This window comes from Micromonospora sp. GCM10011542 (assembly GCF_042650685.1).
Taxonomy (GTDB): Bacteria; Actinomycetota; Actinomycetes; order Mycobacteriales; family Micromonosporaceae; genus Micromonospora.
Genome location: NZ_JBHSBO010000052.1, coordinates 55,055 through 73,166, shown reverse-complemented (window position 1 = coordinate 73,166; position 18,112 = coordinate 55,055). Strand labels below are relative to the sequence as shown.

The window sequence follows — 18,112 nt, the reverse complement described above, 5'->3', positions numbered from 1 at the left end:
CACCCGAATCCTTCAGCGGATCCAGTGCAAGCGGCAGAATTTCGTTCGAAGCTATTGCCCAATGTCGCCCTGATGTTCGACGCTTCCGCCATGACGACGGTGGACACCCGGGCCGTACACGCCGGCCGCGACGACCTGCGAGCGCTCGGCGTGCACGTACCGCCGATCGACCTGTCCACCACCAACCCGCTGCCCTCGGTCGACGCCGGCGGTGACGCCTACCAGCTGCTCGCCACCGGCGGCACCCTCCCGGCCGGCGACAGCGCCGTCTACCAGCGGCTCTGGAACCCGACCGTGGCCCGCTTCGAGACCGCCCTCGCCGACCTGGAGGGCACCGCGCAGGCCGTCGCCTTCGCCAGCGGCATGGCCGCGCTCACCGCCACGCTGCTCGCCGCCGGCCGGGACGGCCGCCGGCACGTGGTCGCCGTCCGGCCGCTCTACGGCGGCACCGACCACGTGCTCGCCACCGGGCTGCTCGGCACCACCGTCACCTGGGCCCGCCCCGACGAGGTCGCCGCCGCCCTGCGCCCCGACACCGCGCTGGTCATCGTCGAGACGCCCGCCAACCCCACCCTCGACCTGGTGGACATCGCCGCCCTCGCCGACGCCGCCGGGGACGTACCGCTGCTGGTCGACAACACCGTCGCCACCCCCGTACTCCAGCAACCGGCCCGGCACGGCGCCGCGCTCGTCCTGCACAGCGCCACCAAGAGCATCGGCGGGCACGGCGACGTGCTCGCCGGCGTGGTCGCCTGCGACGCCGACTGGGCCGCCCGGCTGCGCCAGGTCCGCGCGGTCACCGGCGCGATCCTGCACCCGCTCGGCGGCTACCTGCTGCACCGCGGCCTGCAGACCCTGCCGGTGCGGGTACGCGCCCAGCAGGCCACCGCCGAGAAGCTCGCCGGCTGGCTCACCGACCACCCCGCCGTGCACCGCGTCCACCACCCCTCGGTGCACGACCCGGCCGCGCTGGTCGGCCGGCAGATGGCCGGCCCCGGCAGCCTGCTCGCCATCGAGGTGCACGGCGGCGCGTCCGCGGCCGCCGCGGTCGCCGGCGCCTGCGAGCTGATCACCCACGCGGTGTCGCTCGGCGGCGTGGACACCCTGATCCAGCACCCCGCCTCGCTCACCCACCGTCCGGTCGAGGGCGAGGCGAAACCGGCCGGAGGGCTGCTGCGCCTCTCGGTCGGGCTGGAGGACCCGGAGGACCTGCGCGCCGACCTCGCCCGCGCGCTCGCCGTCCTCGGCTGACGGTCCGCCCGACCGGACGGAAGACGCGAATGCCGTCGTGGACGGTCAGGACTTCGGACCGACGTGCCGGTCGAGCGCGGCGACCGCCTCCCGTCGGGCGACGGACAGCGAGTTGCGCCGGTTCATCCGCCAGGCGATGTCGAGCAGATCGAGCGCCCACTGGCAGAGCCGCATGATGTCGCTCGACTCGTTGACGAACATGTAGCGCGGGTAGACGTACTCCTTGCCGCGGACGGTGACCCGGTTGGCGAACCGGCAGCCATCGGAGTGGAACAGGCCACGCAGGAAGTCGCCGGGGTGGCACCGGACAATGTCCTGCTGCCAGTCGGCGAGCACGATCGAGCGCTCATGCTTCTTGCCGGGGCCATGCTGAAGTAGCAGGCAGGGCCAGTGCTTGCCGTAGCTCTGCACGCTGACGCAGCCCGGCTGCTGGACGCGCTGCACCTTCGTGGCTAGCACCCCGCGCATGGCGGCGTCGCACGCCTCGATCAGCCCGGGCCAGGTGCTGGCGCAGGCGATGCGGAGCACCGGCACCCGTGTCGAGGTGACCAGGTGCCCGTCGCCCAGATACAGACCGAGCAGGTAGGCGTACGCCGATGGATCTGTCGGATTGTCGACGTCCTTGCGGCAACGGAAACAGCGCAGAGCCGTGACCTGGACGAGCGGTTCGGGGCGGTCCCGACACCAGTGCCAGACGGTGCGGTAGGACAGCCCCACGCGTCGGGCGACGTCGGCGATGCTGGCCCCGGACAGGTGGAGCCGCCGAGCGCGAGCGCGGATATCTGGGGGATGCACGGCGCCATCATCGAACGCCCGTACGACAATTTTGGTGTCCCCGGTGGGATTCGAACCCACACTGTCGGAGGTTTGAGCTCCGTTTCTCTACCGGTTGGAATACGGGGACGCCCGGGCCGAATGCTCTGGCGGCCTCCCATAGGTTACCCACTACGCTAAGGACGGCGACACCCGGCTGGGCGGGTGTCGGGTAATGACTGGTGGGGGTAGGGCTGGTGGCCGAGACGCCGACGGATGCCGAGCGCAGGCGGGTGCTGATCGCCGAGGACGAGGCGCTCATCCGGCTGGACCTCGCCGAGATGCTGGTGGAAGAGGGCTACGAGGTGGTGGGGGAGGCCGGCGACGGCGAGACCGCCGTCCGGCTCGCCGAGGAGCTGAAGCCCGACCTGGTCATCCTCGACATCAAGATGCCGATCATGGACGGGCTGGCCGCCGCCGAGCGGATCGCGGGCGCCCGGATCGCCCCGGTGATCATCCTGACCGCGTTCAGCCAGCGCGACCTGGTGGAGCGGGCCCGGGCGGCCGGCGCGATGGCGTACCTGGTGAAGCCGTTCCAGAAGAGCGACCTGGTCCCGGCCGTCGAGATCGCGCTCTCCCGCTACTCGGAGATCGCCGCCCTGGAGGCGGAGGTCGCCGGGCTGACCGACCGCCTGGAGATCCGCAAGACGGTGGAGCGGGCCAAGGGCGCGCTGATGACCACGTACGGCATGACCGAGCCGCAGGCGTTCAAGTGGATCCAGCGCACGGCGATGGACCACCGGTTGACCATGAAGGAGGTCGCCGAGCGGATCCTCGCGGAGACCGCTGGCGGCGAGGTGGCGCAGCCGACCGGCTGAGCGTGAGCGGGGTTCCATGGATGCGATGCCGTCGATAGCATCGCGGGATGGCCCTCCGGCGCGCTGTCGCGGTGCTCGGCATAGTCGCCGTACTGACGAGCGGCTGTTCCTGGCTGCCCGACCGGGACGACCCTTCGCCGCAGCCACTCCGCCCGGTCTGGACGGAGGTGGCGCTGCCGACGCCGCCCGGCCCGGCTGGTCGTCTCATGGTGCGGGACGCGGCGGTCTGCGCCGACCGGTGGTACGTGGTCGGCGCGGTGGGTGACGCCACGGGCGTGGTCACCCGGCCGGCGGCGTGGACCAGCCTGGACGGCACCTCGTGGACGGCGATGGCGCTCACGCCGATCAGCTACTACGGGCGCCAGAACGTGCTCTACTCGGTGGCCTGCCGCTCCGGTCGGATCGCGGTGCTCGGCGCCAAGCGCGGTGGCGCACACGCCAATCCCCGCACGAGCAGCTGGCAGCACCTGCCGGACGGGACGCTGACCGAGGTGCGGGCGCCGTACGACCTGTACGGCGGGTCGCAGGCGGTGGACGTGGCCCGGATGGTGTCGGGTGCCCGCGGTTGGTTGATCACCGGCAACCGCACCAGCGGTGCGGCGGTCTGGCGGTCACCGGACGCCGCCCGGTTCCAGATCGTCGAGGGCGCCCCGCAGCTCGCCTCGGACGGTGCCGGCGAGACGTGGAACTTCGACGCCGTCGAGACGGAGTCCGGCTGGCTGGCGGTGGGCGGTGTCATCCCGCCGGGGCGGGTGGACCGCGACCCGCTGGCGTGGCGGTCCGACGACGGGGTGACCTGGCAGCGGGTGCCCGTGCCGGGTGGCCCGGAGTACGACGAGTTGCAGCGGGTGGTGCTGCTGCAGGGCCGCCCGGTGGCGGTCGGGCTGCGCGGTCGGGCGTTCGGTGCCTGGCGGGCCGACGGCGGTTCCGCGGGGCAGTGGCGGGCGGCGGGGGGCTTCGGCCGGGGCCAGACCGAGGGGATCCCGGGTGTTCGGGGGCTCACGGTCGCCGGGGACGGGTTGTTCGCCGCGACGACCGACGGGTCCGGCCACGCGCTGTGGCGCTCCACCGATGCGGGGGAGAGTTGGCGGCCGGTGGCGGCACCGGTGCCGGCGCCGAGCGGTGCGGAGCGGGCGGCGACGATCGTCGGCACGCCCGACCAGCTGCTCGTCCTGATCGATGACGCTCGTGCGGGCCGGGTCTTCCGCGCCGATGCCAATGTGCCCTGAGTTGTCGGTGTGACGGACGAGGGATCATCGAGGCTTCTGTTCGTAACGGTTTGGCAAGCCTGGCCCTCAGGCCTTCCGAAGCCGTTTACCGCTCAAGTACGCTCCGCCATCACGAGCCGTAACGCGGTGTGCCGATTCTCACCGGGCGGTGGCAGTGGACGGCTTCTCTTGGCCGGCCACCCGGTGCCGGCACACTTGCGATCTGGAGGAGGTCAGGAAGCCGTGAGGCGTAATTTCGTACGGGCGCTGGGCGCTGTGGGGCTGGCGGCGAGCCTGTTCGCCGCCGCCGGTTGCCAGGATTCGGGCAGTGGCGGCAACGAGGCCGGCGGTAACGGTAAGTGCGGTGGCAAGGTCGCCATCTTCGGCGCCTTCACCGGCCCGAACGCCGGTCTGGTGACGCCGTCGCTGAACGGCGCGAAGCTGGCCTTCGAGCAGTTCAGCGCCAAGAACCCCGACTGCAAGGTCGAGCTGAAGGAGTACGACACCACCGGCGACGCGACGCAGGCCACGCCTGTGGCGAACCAGCTCGCCCAGGACCAGTCCGTCGTGGCGGTCATCGGTGGTCACTTCTCGGCGGAGTCCAAGGCGACCATGCCGATCTACGAGGGTGCCGGCCTGGTGATGGTGAGCCCCTCGGCCACCGCCACCGAGCTGACCGCGACCGGCAACAAGGCGTTCCACCGGGTCGTCGGCAACGACGGCACCCAGGGAGCGGCGGCCGTCGCCTACATGAAGAACCTGCTCAAGCCGACCAAGGTCTTCGCGATCGACGACGGCACGCCGTACGGCTCGGGCATCATCGCCGAGGTCAAGAAGGGCCTCGGCCCGGTGGTGGTCAACAGCGACAAGGTGCAGACCGACCAGACGAACTTCGACGCCACCATCTCGAAGATCAAGTCGTCCGGCGCGGACGCGATCGCCTACGCCGGTTACACCAACGAGGCGGCGCCGCTGCTCAAGCAGGCGCGTGCCGCGGGCATCACGGCCAAGTTCGTCGGCTTCGACGGCCTCTACGACCCGAACTTCCCGGCGGGTGCGGGTGCGGGCGCTGAGGGCGCGATCGTGACCTGCCCGTGTCTGCCGGCCACCGAGGCGGGTGGCACCTTCTCCGCCGACTACGAGAAGAAGTTCGGCGCGGCGCCGGGCTCCTACGGTGCCGAGGGCTTCGACGGGGCGAACGTGCTGCTCGACGGCTTCAAGGCCGGCAAGAGCACGCGCAAGGACATGATGGACTGGGTGAACTCCTACGACAAGCAGGGTGTCTCCAAGTACATCAAGTTCGACGAGACCGGTGACGTGGACAAGTCCAAGGTCGTCATCTGGGCGTACGAGGTCAAGGGCGGCCAGATCGTGCCTCAGCAGGAGATCAAGCTCAGCTGAACTGGAATCCGCGGTGCGGCCGGGAGCCAACTGGCTCCCGGCCGCACTCGGTAAATGAGGAGATTTCGTGAACTTCGATGAACTCTTCGGGCATCTGGGTCAGCACACCGTCGACGGTTTGGCGAAGGGTTCCATCTACGCCCTCGTCGCGCTCGGCTACACGCTGGTCTACGGGGTACTGAAGCTGATCAACTTCGCCCACTCCGAGGTGTTCATGGTGGGCACCTTCACCGTCCTCGGTGTGTGGAGCCTGTTGGGCGCCACGGACAATCCGGCGCTGGGCACCGTGGTGCTGCTCCTGGTGGCCGGCCTGCTGGGCGCGGCAGTCGCGTCCGGTCTGACCGCGGTCGCTGTGGAGCGGATCGCGTATCGCCGGCTACGCCGGCTCAACGCTCCTCCGCTGATCTTCCTGATCACCGCAATCGGCCTGTCGCTGGTGATGTCCGAGGCGTTCGGACTCTGGCAGGGCCGCCTCGTCGTCGGCGCTCCGAACGTGTTCCAGCGGGAGGTGCTGTTCTCCGTCGGTGGCACCGAGGTGACGAACATCCAGCTCCTGACCGTCTTCGCCGCGGTGTTGATGATGGTCGGGCTCGACGTGTTCATCAATCGCACCCGGTACGGCCGGGGCGTGCGGGCGGTCGCGCAGAACCCGGACACGGCGGCGCTGATGGGTGTCAACAAGGACCGGGTGATCGCGCTCATCTTCCTGCTCGGTGGCCTGCTCGCCGGCGCCGCGGCGCTGCTGTGGGTGGTCCGCTACGGCAACACCCGGTTCAACGTCGGCTTCATCCTGGGCCTGAAGGCGTTCACCGCCGCCGTACTCGGCGGCATCGGCAACCTGCGCGGAGCCCTGCTCGGTGGCCTCCTGCTCGGCGTCGTCGAGGTCTATGCGGCGACGCTCACCCAGTCCAACTGGGAGGACGTCGCGGCGTTCATCGTGCTGGTGATCGTCCTGCTGTTCCGCCCGACCGGCCTGCTCGGCGAGTCTCTGGGGAGGGCACGCGCATGACCACGATGACCAAGAGCCCGACCGGCGGGCTGCGGAGGCTCACCGGCGACATCGGTAACCGCTTCCGGGCGCTGCCGAAATGGCAGCGCGGGCTCACCTTCGCCGCGTTCGTGGCGTTTCTCTACTACCTGCCGCTGCTCGGCATTCCAGGCCTGACCTGGCTGCGCACCGACTACGCGGCCAACGGCAACAACTGGGCCGGCGTGCTCTTCGTCTGCGCGGTCTACGTCCTCATCGCCATCGGCCTCAACGTGGTGATCGGCCTGGCCGGTCTGCTGGACCTCGGCTATGTCGGCTTCTTCGCCGTCGGCGCGTACAGCGTGGGTCTGTTCGGCTCGACCCAGTCGCCGGTGGTCAAGGGGCTGCAGGAGCGCTTCGACCTGCCGCAGGGCTGGGCGGTGACCTGGGCGATCTGCATCCCGCTCGCGATCGCCCTGGCGATGATCTCCGGTGTGCTGCTGGGCTGGCCGACCCTGCGTCTGCGCGGCGACTACCTGGCGATCGTCACCCTGGGCTTCGGCGAGATCATCCGGATCGTGTTCCGCAACGTCACGTGGTCCGGCGGGCCGCAGGGCATCGCCGCGATCCCGGGCCCGGAAGGGCCCGCGTCGGGGGACAACCGCATCTTCGGTCTGATCGACGCCAAACCCTGGTACTGGCTGGCGTTGACCGTCGTCCTTCTCCTGGTGTTCCTGGTGCGGCGGCTGGAGAACAGCCGGGTCGGCCGGGCGTGGCTGGCGGTCCGTGAGGACGAGGACGCGGCTGCGGTGATGGGCGTTTACCCCTTCAAGTTCAAGCTCTGGGCGTTCGCCATCGGCGCCGCGCTCGGTGGGATCTCCGGTGCGCTCTTCGCCAGCCGGCAGGGCTTCATCGAGCCCAACCAGTTCAACGCGCAGCTGTCCATCCTGTTCGTCGCGATGGTGGTGGTCGGCGGCGCCGGCAACATGGCCGGCGTGGCGTTGGGTGCCTTCCTGCTGGCGTACCTGCCGGAGCGTTTCCGGGACTTCGCCGAGTGGCGGTTCCTGGTCTTCGGCATGGCGCTCGTGCTGGTGATGCTGCTGCGTCCGCAGGGGCTCATCCCGAGCCGGCGACGTGAGCGTGAACTCAAGGACCGTGCCGAGGAGGTGCCGGCCAATGCCTGACACGAATCCGGACCTGACGCCTGAGGACCAGGCGAACCTGGACGAGGTCCGGGCGAGCGGTCCGATCCCACGACAGCGGGAGGTGCTGCTCGACGTCGACCAGGTGACCCTGCGCTTCGGCGGTGTGGTGGCCCTCAACGACGTCAGCTTCAGCCTCTACCGCGGCGAGATCCTCGGTCTGATCGGGCCGAACGGTGCCGGTAAGACCACGTGCTTCAACGTGATGACGGGCGTCTACCGCCCGACCTCCGGTGCGGTGCGCTTCGCCGGCGAGAAGGTGACCGGCCGTAAGCCGCACCAGATCAACCGGATGGGCATCGCCCGGACGTTCCAGAACATCCGTCTCTTCCCGGAGATGACGGCGCTGGAGAACGTCATGGTCGGCACCGACTCCCAGCACCACACGAGTGTGGTGGGCGCGCTGTTCCGGCTCTACCGCAAGCGCCCCAAGCCCGAGGAGTTGCCCACGGTTGACTCGACCAACGGCCTGGTGCGCTCCTGGCAGCAGGTGCGCCGCAGCTGCGCGAAGGTGTTCGGCATCTCGCGGCACACGTTGGAGGAGCGGGCCGGCGAGCGTAAGGCGCTCGAGCTGCTGAAGTTCGTCGGCATCGTGGGACGGGCCAACGAGCTGGCCCGCAACCTGCCGTACGGCGACCAGCGTCGGCTGGAGATCGCCCGGGCGTTGGCCACCGAACCGCAGCTGCTCTGCCTGGACGAGCCGGCGGCGGGCTTCAACCCGGCCGAGAAGGAGGAGCTGCTCCAGCTCATCCGCCGCATCCGCGACCTGGGCTACACGGTCCTGCTCATCGAGCACGACATGCGCCTGGTCATGGGCGTCACCGACCGGATCGTGGTGCTCGAATTCGGCAAGAAGATCGCGGAGGGTTCACCGGCGGAGGTCCGGGACAACCCGAAGGTGATCGCGGCGTACCTGGGGGAGCCCGCAGATGCTGCTTGAGATCGAGAACCTGACCCTGGCGTACGGGCGGATCGAGGCCCTGCACGCCGTCAGTCTGCACGTCGAAGAGGGCGAGGTGGTGGCGCTCATCGGTGCCAACGGCGCCGGCAAGACCACCACCATGCGCGGCATCTCGGGCCTGCTTCCGGCTTCGTCCGGGACGATCCGGTTCAACGGTGAGGACATCACCGGCCTGCGCGCCGACCTTCGGGTGGTGCGCGGCATCTGCCAGTCGCCCGAGGGCCGGGGCATCTTCCCCGGCATGACGGTGCTGGAGAACCTGGACATGGGCGCGTACACCCGACGGGACTCCGCTGGCATCGCCGCCGACCTGGACCGGGTCCTGACCCTCTTCCCGCGGCTGGCCGAGCGGCGCAAGCAGGCCGGCGGCACGCTGTCCGGCGGTGAGCAGCAGATGCTCGCGGTCGGGCGGGCGTTGATGAGCAGGCCGAAGCTGCTGTTGCTCGACGAGCCGTCGATGGGCCTGGCCCCGATGGTGATCCAGCAGATCTTCGACATCATCACCGAGATCAACCAACAGGGCACCACGGTCCTGCTGGTCGAGCAGAACGCTCAGCAGGCGCTGTCGCGGGCCCACCGGGGTTACGTGCTGGAGACCGGCCGGATCGTCAAGGAGGGCTCCGGCCAGGACCTCCTCATCGACCCGGCGGTGAAGGAGGCGTACCTCGGCGTCGCCTGAACGGGTGGTGCCACGACCGTCCCGGCGGTCGTGGCACCCGCCCGGCGGCACCGTCGCGCCGTGACACCCGGCGGCTGACCACGCCGATTACCCGGTCGGCGGGCAGGTAGCCCCACATGCGCGAGTCGAGGCTGTCCTGCCGGTTGTCGCCGACCAACACGAGCGCACCCGCCGGCACGATCGTGCCGGCGACGAGGACCGAGTCGGCGCCGAGGTCCGGCGTGACGTCGCCGGGTCCGGCCACCACCCGTTTGACCAGGTACGCGTCCGGTCGCTCGGGAACACCTGCCGCGTCGTGGAAGCAGGGGCCGGGTCGTCGGACCAGCACCACGGTGCCGACCGCCGCGACTGCCGGAGCTGGCCGACGGACCAGCACACGGTCGCCGGGAAGCAGGGTCGGGCTCATCGACGGCCCCTCGACGGTGACGGCCAACCAGCGGGCCCTGCTGCGCCACACCGCCAGCACCGCGGCGCCGGCCAGGGTCATCGTTCCGATCACCCACCACATCGGTGTCCCTCCTCAGCCATGCTCACCGGTCGGACCGGCGACGAGGTCGGCGTGGCTGTCGCGGTATCCCGCAGCCTGCAGCCGGAAGAGCCGGGCGTACGCGCCGCCGGTGGCCAGCAGGCCGTGGTGGTCCCCGTCCTCCACGATCTGTCCCCCGCTGAGGACGACGACGCGGTCGGCAAGCCGCAGGGCGCTGAGCCGGTGCGAGATGAGCACCGCCGTCCGGCCCCGTCCGAGGGTGCGGATCCGGTCATGGATGTCGTGTTCCGCCTGCGCGTCCAGCCCCGCACTGGGCTCGTCGAGGACGAGCAGGTCGCGGTGGCCCCGCAGCAGGGCCCGTGCCAGCGCGAGCCGCTGCCACTGGCCACCGGAGAGCAGCACCCCGGTGCCGGGGTCCGCCCGGTCGCTCTCGTCGACGAACAGGCGGGTCAGCGGAGTTTCGTAGCCGAGCGGAAGGGCGTCCAGGGTGTCGTGGATGCCGGCCTGCCGCGCCGCCGCGACCAGCTCGTCCCGATGGTCCAGCACCGCGGTGTCACCGACGCCGATGTTCTCCGCCGCGGTCAGGTCGTAGCACATGAAGTCCTGGAAGAGGGCGGTGATGCGACGGCGCAGTCCGACGACGTCCAGGTCGCGCAGGTCGACGCCATCCCAGTACACCGCACCCCGGTCGGGGTCGTAGAAGCGGACGAGCAGCTTCACCAGCGTGCTCTTGCCGGCTCCGTTGAGACCGACCAGCCCGACCGTCTCGCCCGCCCGGAGGGTCAGGTTCACTCCGCGCAGGATCCACGGTTGGTCCGGCGCGTACCGGAACCAGACGTCACGGAACTCGATGCCGGTGCGGAGTGGGGTGGTGGGTCGAGCCGGAGCGGCGGTCGCCGGGTCGGGGCCGACCGTCGTCACCTCCTGATAGTGGGCGAACATCAGCGCGCCGTGGTGAGCGGCGGCGAGCCGGCTGATCGTCGCGCCGGCCGCACCCTGCACGGCGGCCACTGCGGCGATGAACACCGCCACGTCACCGATGCTGAGCTGGCCGGTACGCGCCGCCAGCACGGCCCAGACCAGACCGGCGCCGGCGGCCAGCGCACTCATCCCGGCGAGGAGGAGCTGAGCGACCAGTTGACGGATCTCCACCCGTCGGTGCGCGGTGTTGATCGCGCGTAGCTCGGCCAGCATCCGTCGATGGAACAGACCAGCCAGGCCGAACAGCCGCACCTCCTTGGCCGCGTCGAGGCCGGTGAGCAGGTCGGCGTAGAACTGCTGGCGGCGTGCGGCCGGGCTCACCTGCCACAGCATCCGGGCGCGCCGCTGGGACAGGGACAGCTCGGTGCGGGCGATCGGCACCGTGGACAGGGCGACGAGCACCACCATCCAGGGATTGAGCCCGGCGAGCACCAGGGCGAAGCCGACGACGGTGATGGTGCTGCGGGCGATCTCCAGGACGGCATCGGCCACCAGTACCGGACCGCCCCGGCTGGCCTCCTCGGCGAGCCGGAGCCGGTCGCGGAAGGTGGGGTTCTCCAACTCGCGCAGGCCGATCAGTCGGTTCGCGGCGGTGTAGAGGCGACTCTGCGCCACCACCGTCACGGCCCGCTCCCAGTTGGCGTCCAGGTAGCGGGAGAGGTGCGGCAGAACGGCCACGCCCACACCGGCGGCGGCGAGGCCCAGGGCCAGGGCGACGAAGGTGCCTCGCGACGGTCCGGCGGGCAGGGCCAGGTGGTCCAGGACCAGCTTGGTCAGTACGCCGAGCGCCAGCGGGGCGACCCCGCCGGCCACCGCGAGCAGTATCTGACCGGCCGCCACACCGGGAGCGGCCTGTACGGCGAGGCGGAGCGCGGCCAGGGCGGGGCGGAGCATCCCTGGACGCTCCGGTCCCGCGGTCCTCACGCTGCGGTCAGCCGGGGCAGCCGGTCGAGGCCGACCCCGCTGTCCCGGACACTGCCGTCGTCGTCGAGCAGACACCACGCCGGAAAGGCCTCGATGCGGAACGCCGAGGTGATCGGGCCCTGATCGGTCTCGACCACCACCCTGGACACCGGCGTCAGGTCACGGACGAACGCGTCGACCTGCGGGCCGTCCCCGTTGACGACCGCGAGGATGCGCGGTCGGCCGCCCGGGGTGGCGGCCGCCTGCCGGACGAAGGTCGGTAGCTGCTCCACGCACGCGCCGCAGCCGGTGGAGAAGAACCCGATCAGTGCGGGCGGTTCGGCCGTACTGTCGACCGCTGATCCGTCCAGGTCGAGCGCCCGGAACGGATCGGGCCGCTCACCCACGCCCGGCACCGACCCGGCGAAGTCCGGGCCGTCGGAGTGGGCGGACGGCGGGGGCAGCTCCCGCAGCCGTCGGATCACCGCGAAGGTCAGCAGCAGGTTGACGATGGCGATCACGCCGACCAGCAGGAGACCGGCCACGACGTAGGTCATTGCGATCCTCATTCCGGTGGTTTGGGCCGTGCCCGGCTGGGCTGGCGTTGGGGAGAAGGAGAGCCGTCAGGTCGTCCAACCGGGACACGGTGATCCCGATCAGGACTCCGGCTACGACGGACAGGGCGGCGGGCACCACCGGCGCGACCGGCGGGCGCGATGCGAGGCCGACTGCTCCGACCGCCGCCAGCAGGGTGAGCGAGACGTCTCGGACCAGGTGACGGCGACCGACCAGGTCGCCGGTGCCGAAACAGTGGCACCGTGCCGGTCGGCCGCTGATGAGCACGGAGGCGGTGCCCGCGGTGAAACCGGCCAGCAGCGCCGTGGTGGCGAGCAGGGCCGGCAGTGCGTACCGGGGAGTGGCCAGCGCGCCGGCGAGCAGCAACTCCGCCACCGGCACCGCCACCGCGACGAGACCCCGAAGTCGTACCGGCAGGAGCGGGTAGCCCTCCAGCGAATGGCGGAACTGTCGATACTCGCGGCGACTGCGGAGCTTGCCCGCCGCCGCCAGGAGAAGGACGCTGGCCAGTACCGCCCGGATCCCGAGGATCAGCAGACTCATCGCGGTCACTCCCGGCTCGTTGGTCTGGTCCGTGGCCGGGCCGGACGGCGTCCGGCCCGGCCACGGGTGTTCAGCAGGAGCCAGAAACCCGGCACGGATAGCACGATCCGCTGTACAGGCAGCAGTTCTGGCTGTACTTGAGGCCACCGGAGCAGTAGCAGAACTTGTACTGCAACGGCCCGCAGGGCTCGGCTCTTGCGGTGATCCGCGGAACCAACAGGTTCAGCATCCGGTCACCCATGGCGCTGACGAGTCCCCTCATGGTCATCTCCTCCCTCCTGTGCGTGCCCGAGCCGCTTCGCTGTGGCCGCGGGCAACGGTCGGGTCGTCGGACGGGGCTCAGCAGCCCTCGCTGACCGCCCGGCACGGGTAGCAGGACCCGCTGTACGTGCAGCAGTTCTTCGCGTAGCGGATCCCGTTGCGGCAGTAGCAGAACTTGCTGATCAACGGACCGCACGGCTCGGCCTTCGCGGTGGCCTTCGGCGCGAACGCGGCGAGCAGCCGGTCGCCGAGGGTGTTGACGGCTCTCTTCATCGAGCCTCCTCTCTGGTGGTGTGTGTCGATCCTTGCGGGCCCTTCTGGAAGGGCACTGGACCGTCACTGGATGACTACGATGAGCATCAATGCGACTCTGCGCCGATCGGGGGACGGATGAGCGAGCTCGAGGTCCGACATGCCGTTGACGAGGTATCTCTGCAGTTGCTCGGGCCGGTGCGCCTGAGCCGTGGTGGGCGGGATCTCGCCGCAGGTCCGCCCCAGCGTCGGGCGGTGCTCGCCCTGCTCGCCCTGGCGGGTGGTCAGCCGGTCGGGCGGACGGAGATCTGCGCCGCGCTCTGGCCCGTCCGGGCGCCGGCCGCCGCCTGGAATGTCGTCCAGACCCACATCAAGAACCTTCGGCAGGTGCTGGAGCCAGGGCGCCGGCGGCGGGCGCGCAGTGTGCTGCTGCCGAGCGTCGGGTCGGGCTACGCGCTGCGGTTGGTGCCGTCGGCGGTCGACGCGTTGCGGTTCCGGGTGCTGGTCGGTCGCGCCCGGCGCGCCCGTCGGGTCGACGACCGCGGCGAGCTGCGCAGGGCCGCCGGCGAGGCCCTGCGGCTGTGGCGTCCGCCGTTGCCGGACGTGCCGGGGCTGGGGGAGCACGTCTCGGTGACCACGCTGGTCAGCGAGCAGCGGCTGGTCCTCGGCTGGTACGCCGACGTCATGATCCGGGACGGCAGGGGCGAGGAGGTGCTGACCGCGGTCGAGGAGGACGCCCGCCGGCATCCCCTCGACGAGCAGGCGCAGGCGCGACTGCTGCGGCTCTACGCGGCGCTGGGGCGGCGTGCCGACGGCGTGCAGACGTACCATGTCGTGCGCACGCGGCTGCGCGACGAGCTGGCGATCGGGCCCGGCGTGGAGCTGTCGGCCCTGTACCGGGAACTCATCCGGCACGAGGGTGGGCGCGTGCGCGGGCCGTCGTCCGGCGGGCCGCCTGTCGCGCCGTCGCCGCCGCCCGCCTCGCCGTCCCAGCTACCGGCCCGCCCGGCCCACTTCGTCGGCCGCGCCGAGGAGCTGCGGCGGCTGGACCGGGCGACGTGGCGCCAGAGCGCCGGGCCGGTGCTGCTCGTCATCCAGGGGCCGGCCGGCGTGGGCAAGAGCGCGTTGGCGCTGCAGTGGGCGCACCGGGTGGCCGGCCGGTTCACCGATGGGCAGCTCTACGCCAACGTCGCCGCCTCGGCCGGGCCGGCGGAGGTACTGCGGAACTTCCTCGACGCGTTGCGGTGTCCGACCGTCGGCGGGCGCGCGGGCCTCGACGCCCTCGCCGCGACGTACCGCTCGGCGCTCGCCAGCCGCCGGCTGGTCATCGTGCTCGACGATGTGCGTGGGCCGGGCGAGGTGCGGCCGTTGCTGCCGGGCAGCGGCCCCAGTGTCGTCGTGGTGACCACCCGTGAGCCGCTCGGCGAACTGCTGGTGGAGTGCCGCAGCACGCAGGTGCGGCTCGGGCCGTTGCCGCCGGCCGAGGCGCTCGACTTCGTGCGACGGCTCGGGCTCCCCCAGCCCGGGTCGGCCGGGCGGGGAGGGCCGGGCCGCGCGGTGTCGACCGGCTCAGGAGCGTCGGCCGGCGCGGCGGACGGGTCCGGCGGCGCCCGTGCCGCGGCGACCGAGGGGGCCGGCGGTGGTGCCGCCATCGCGTACGCCTCGCGGATGCGAGGTCTGCTGAGCCAGCATCCGGAGCCGGCCGCCGCGCTGGTCGCCATCGCTGTCGCGGGTGGGCTCGCACCCGGTCGGGCGGCCCGACTTGTCGCTGGCCTGCTCGACCGGAAGCGTGGGTAGGTCGAGGGGTGTGGGTGGGCCCGGAGCGCGCGCGCCGCGGTCCTCGCCGCCGTGCGGGCGTTCCGGCTCCGGCGGCTGCACGGACGTGGCGTCGGAGGAGCTGTCAGGGGTACGGACTAGAGTCGCTGCCGTGACAGCTACGACCCCGCGCCTGCTCCTCGTCGACGGACACTCCATGGCATACCGGGCGTTCTTCGCCCTGCCGGTGGAAAACTTCTCCACCACGACGGGGCAGCCGACCAACGCGGTCTACGGCTTCACCTCGATGTTGATCAACGTCCTGCGCGACGAGCAGCCCACGCACATCGTCGTCGCCTTCGACGTCTCCCGACACTCCTTCCGCACCGACCGGTACGCCGAGTACAAGGCCGGCCGCAGCGAGACCCCGACCGACTTCAAGGGCCAGGTCAGCCTGGTCAAGGAGGTTCTGGCCGCCCTGCGCATCCCGGTGGTGGAGAAGGAGGGCTACGAGGCCGACGACGTCATCGCCACCCTGGCCTGCCAGGCCCGCGACCAGGGCATGTCGGTGCTGATCAGCACCGGCGACCGGGACGCGTTCCAGCTGGTCGGCGACCAGGTCACCGTGCTCTACCCGCGCAAGGGCGTCTCCGACCTGGCCCGGATGGACCCGGCCGCGATCGAGGCGAAGTACGGGGTCGGCCCGGAGCGGTACCGCGACCTGGCCGCCCTCGTCGGCGAGACCAGCGACAACCTGCCCGGCATCCCGGGCGTCGGCCCGAAGACCGCGGCCAAGTGGATCAACACGTACGGCGGGGTGGAGGGCGTGATCGCCCGCGCCGACGAGATCAAGGGCAAGGCCGGCGACAGCCTGCGCGAGCGACTCGCCGACGTGATCCGCAACTACGAGATCAACTGCCTGGTCTCCGACCTGGAGCTGCCGCTGCGCCCGGAGGACACCCGCTGGACCGGCTGGGACCGGGAGGCGGTGCACCAGGTCTTCGACACGCTGGAGTTCCGCATCCTGCGCGACCGGCTCTACCAGTACCTGGAGTCGGTGGAGCCGGAGGCCGAGTCCGGTTTCGACCTCACCGGCGCGGTCCTCACCGAGCCCGGGGCGCTGACCGGCTGGCTGGCCACCCACGCCCCGGTCGGCACGCCGGTCGGCCTGGCGGTCAAGCTCGACACCGGCCCCAACCGCCGGCACACCGCCTCGGTCACCGGTCTGGCGCTGGCCACCGCCGGCGGCGCGGCCGCCTGGGTCGACCCGGCCCGGCTCGACCCGGCCGACGACGCCGCGCTGGCCGGTTGGCTGGCCGACGAACTGCGGCCCAAGGTGCTGCACGACAGCAAGCCCGCCGTGCTGGCCTGCGCCGCGCACGGGTGGGAGCTGGCCGGCATCGTCCGCGACACCCAGATCGCCGCCTACCTGGCCCGCCCCGACCAGCGCTCGTACGACCTGACCGACCTGGCGCTGCGCTACCTGCACCGCGAGCTGCGGGTCGACGTGCCGGAGACCGGCCAGCTCACCCTCGACGGTCTCGGCGACGAGGGGGTGGTCGAGCAGAACCTCATGCTGCAGGCCCGGGCCACCCTCGACCTGGCCGACGCGATCGACGCCGAGTTGTCCCGCGACGGTGAGCAGTCCTCCCGGCTGATGGCTGGGGTGGAGCTGCCGCTGATGCGGGTGCTCGCCGCGATGGAGAGCACCGGCATCGCCGCCGACACGCAGTACCTGTCCGAGCTGGAGGCGCACTTCGCCGCCGAGGTGAAGGCCGCCGCGCAGGGCGCGTACGAGGCGGTCGGGCGGGAGTTCAACCTCGGCTCGCCCAAGCAGCTGCAGGAGATCCTCTTCACCGAGCTGGGCCTGCCGAAGACCAAGAAGATCAAGACCGGCTACACCACCGACGCGGACGCGCTGCAGTGGCTCCACGCGCAGAACCCGCACCCGGTGCTGGCCCACCTGCTGCGCCACCGCGACGTCGCCAAGCTCAAGTCGACGGTGGACGGGCTGCTCAAGTCGGTCTCCGACGACGGTCGGATCCACACCACGTTCAACCAGACGGTCGCGGCCACCGGTCGGCTCTCCTCCACCGAGCCCAACCTGCAGAACATCCCGATCCGCACCGAGGAGGGGCGGCGCATCCGCCGTGCCTTCGTCGTCGGCGAGGGCTACGAGTGCCTGCTCACCGCCGACTACAGCCAGATCGAGATGCGGATCATGGCGCACCTCTCGTCGGACGACGCGCTCATCGAGGCGTTCAACTCCGGCGCCGACTTCCACGCCGCCACCGCCTCGTCGGTCTTCGGGGTGCCGGTCACCGAGGTCACCCCGGACCAGCGCCGCAAGATCAAGGCGATGAACTACGGCCTGGCGTACGGGCTGAGCGCGTTCGGCCTGTCCCAGCAGCTCTCCATCAGCACCGAGGAGGCGCGGGGGCTGATGGAGAACTACTTCGCCGGCTTCGGCGGGGTGCGCGACTACCTGCACCAGGTGGTGGCCCGGGCGCGGCAGGACGGCTACACGTCCACCATCCTGGGCCGCCGGCGCTACCTGCCGGACCTGGCGAGCGACAACCGGCAGCGTCGGGACATCGCCGAGCGGATGGCGCTCAACGCCCCGATCCAGGGCTCGGCCGCCGACATCATCAAGGTGGCCATGCTGCACGTCGACACCGCGCTGCGCGAGGCTCAGCTGGGCTCCCGGATGCTGCTGCAGGTGCACGACGAGCTGGTCTTCGATGTGGCGCCGGGTGAGCGCGAGGCGCTGGAGGCGCTGGTGCGGCGGGAGATGGGCGCCGCGTACCCGCTGTCGGTGCCGCTTGAGGTGTCGGTCGGCGAGGGGCGGGACTGGAACAGCGCCGATCACTGATTGGCGGTTGCGGTGGTGGGGTTCCGGGGCAGCCCGACCCGCTCCGGGCGGTCAGGCTTGATCCCTGCGCGGGTCGGGCTGCCCCGGAACCCCGACGTGGTCGCCCTGGTCGGCGGCGGTTCGGTGGTGGTCATCATTGGTGGTCGGTGTACGCCGTGGGGGCCGGTGTCCGCCGTCGGGTC

The 18,112-nt window shown here is 71.3% G+C and carries 16 protein-coding genes, 1 tRNA gene and 1 pseudogene; 10 read left to right on the top strand and 8 right to left on the bottom strand.

The features are described 5' to 3' along the window. Positions 1–72: 72 nt before the first annotated feature. Positions 73–1,251: a trans-sulfuration enzyme family protein gene (locus ACFOW4_RS19945; protein WP_377529859.1), complete on the top strand. Its 1,179-nt coding sequence runs from the start codon at positions 73–75 to the stop codon at positions 1,249–1,251. A gap of 45 nt (positions 1,252–1,296) precedes the next feature. Here the strand turns inward: ACFOW4_RS19945 and ACFOW4_RS19940 are convergent, their stop codons facing one another. Next, complete coding sequence (locus tag ACFOW4_RS19940; RefSeq protein ID WP_377529857.1) at positions 1,297–2,046, bottom strand: helix-turn-helix domain-containing protein; 750 nt, start codon at positions 2,044–2,046, stop codon at positions 1,297–1,299. Between the two features lie 32 nt (positions 2,047–2,078). Continuing rightward, positions 2,079–2,155 (bottom strand) — tRNA-Leu (locus tag ACFOW4_RS19935). A 106-nt stretch (positions 2,156–2,261) separates the two neighbouring features. Between ACFOW4_RS19935 and ACFOW4_RS19930 the strand changes: the two genes are divergently transcribed. From ACFOW4_RS19930 to ACFOW4_RS19900, 7 genes are all read left to right on the top strand, one after another. Continuing rightward, entirely contained in the window at positions 2,262–2,882 is a 621-nt protein-coding gene (locus ACFOW4_RS19930; protein WP_377530058.1) for an ANTAR domain-containing response regulator, read from the top strand. Positions 2,883–2,929: 47 nt separating this feature from the next. After that, positions 2,930–4,111 carry a hypothetical protein gene (locus ACFOW4_RS19925; RefSeq protein ID WP_377529854.1) on the top strand — a complete coding sequence of 394 codons (1,182 nt, stop codon included), beginning with the start codon at positions 2,930–2,932 and terminating at the stop codon, positions 4,109–4,111. A 222-nt stretch (positions 4,112–4,333) separates the two neighbouring features. Then, a complete protein-coding gene (locus ACFOW4_RS19920) occupies positions 4,334–5,491 on the top strand; it encodes a branched-chain amino acid ABC transporter substrate-binding protein (RefSeq protein ID WP_377529852.1) in 1,158 nt (385 codons plus the stop codon). A gap of 67 nt (positions 5,492–5,558) precedes the next feature. Continuing rightward, on the top strand, positions 5,559–6,500 hold the full coding sequence (locus ACFOW4_RS19915) for a branched-chain amino acid ABC transporter permease (protein WP_377529850.1): 942 nt from the start codon (positions 5,559–5,561) through the stop codon (positions 6,498–6,500). A 5-nt stretch (positions 6,501–6,505) separates the two neighbouring features. Beyond that, the gene (locus ACFOW4_RS19910) at positions 6,506–7,642 is read left to right on the top strand and encodes a branched-chain amino acid ABC transporter permease (protein ID WP_377530057.1); all 1,137 of its coding nucleotides are present in this window, start codon (positions 6,506–6,508) and stop codon (positions 7,640–7,642) included. Beyond that, positions 7,635–8,600 (top strand): ABC transporter ATP-binding protein, encoded by a 966-nt coding sequence (locus tag ACFOW4_RS19905; protein WP_377529848.1) that lies wholly within the window; start codon positions 7,635–7,637, stop codon positions 8,598–8,600. Before ACFOW4_RS19910 ends, ACFOW4_RS19905 begins: the two co-directional genes overlap by 8 nt. Further along, positions 8,590–9,300 (top strand): ABC transporter ATP-binding protein, encoded by a 711-nt coding sequence (locus ACFOW4_RS19900; RefSeq protein ID WP_377529846.1) that lies wholly within the window; start codon positions 8,590–8,592, stop codon positions 9,298–9,300. The genes ACFOW4_RS19905 and ACFOW4_RS19900 overlap by 11 nt, the downstream gene beginning before the upstream one ends. Here ACFOW4_RS19900 and ACFOW4_RS19895 read toward each other — a convergent pair. From ACFOW4_RS19895 to ACFOW4_RS19870, 6 genes and pseudogenes are all read right to left on the bottom strand, one after another. Continuing rightward, complete coding sequence (locus tag ACFOW4_RS19895) at positions 9,257–9,808, bottom strand: S26 family signal peptidase (protein ID WP_377529844.1); 552 nt, start codon at positions 9,806–9,808, stop codon at positions 9,257–9,259. The two genes, ACFOW4_RS19900 and ACFOW4_RS19895, sit on opposite strands and share 44 nt — an antisense overlap. A gap of 12 nt (positions 9,809–9,820) precedes the next feature. Then, positions 9,821–11,662: an ABC transporter ATP-binding protein gene (locus tag ACFOW4_RS19890; protein ID WP_377529843.1), complete on the bottom strand. Its 1,842-nt coding sequence runs from the start codon at positions 11,660–11,662 to the stop codon at positions 9,821–9,823. Positions 11,663–11,688: 26 nt separating this feature from the next. After that, entirely contained in the window at positions 11,689–12,228 is a 540-nt protein-coding gene (locus ACFOW4_RS19885) for a TlpA disulfide reductase family protein (RefSeq protein ID WP_377530074.1), read from the bottom strand. Positions 12,229–12,409: 181 nt separating this feature from the next. Continuing rightward, positions 12,410–12,790, bottom strand: a pseudogene (locus tag ACFOW4_RS19880) (MauE/DoxX family redox-associated membrane protein); the annotation flags it as partial. Positions 12,791–12,860: 70 nt separating this feature from the next. Continuing rightward, complete coding sequence (locus ACFOW4_RS19875; protein WP_377529841.1) at positions 12,861–13,052, bottom strand: hypothetical protein; 192 nt, start codon at positions 13,050–13,052, stop codon at positions 12,861–12,863. Between the two features lie 77 nt (positions 13,053–13,129). Then, a complete protein-coding gene (locus ACFOW4_RS19870) occupies positions 13,130–13,324 on the bottom strand; it encodes a hypothetical protein (RefSeq protein ID WP_377529840.1) in 195 nt (64 codons plus the stop codon). A 117-nt stretch (positions 13,325–13,441) separates the two neighbouring features. Here ACFOW4_RS19870 and ACFOW4_RS19865 point away from each other — a divergent pair, with 117 nt between their 5' ends. Together ACFOW4_RS19865 and polA are read left to right on the top strand one after the other, a co-directional pair. Continuing rightward, complete coding sequence (locus tag ACFOW4_RS19865) at positions 13,442–15,100, top strand: BTAD domain-containing putative transcriptional regulator (protein WP_377529837.1); 1,659 nt, start codon at positions 13,442–13,444, stop codon at positions 15,098–15,100. Between the two features lie 130 nt (positions 15,101–15,230). Next, complete coding sequence (polA, locus tag ACFOW4_RS19860; protein ID WP_377529836.1) at positions 15,231–17,930, top strand: DNA polymerase I; 2,700 nt, start codon at positions 15,231–15,233, stop codon at positions 17,928–17,930. Positions 17,931–18,112: the final 182 nt, after the last annotated feature.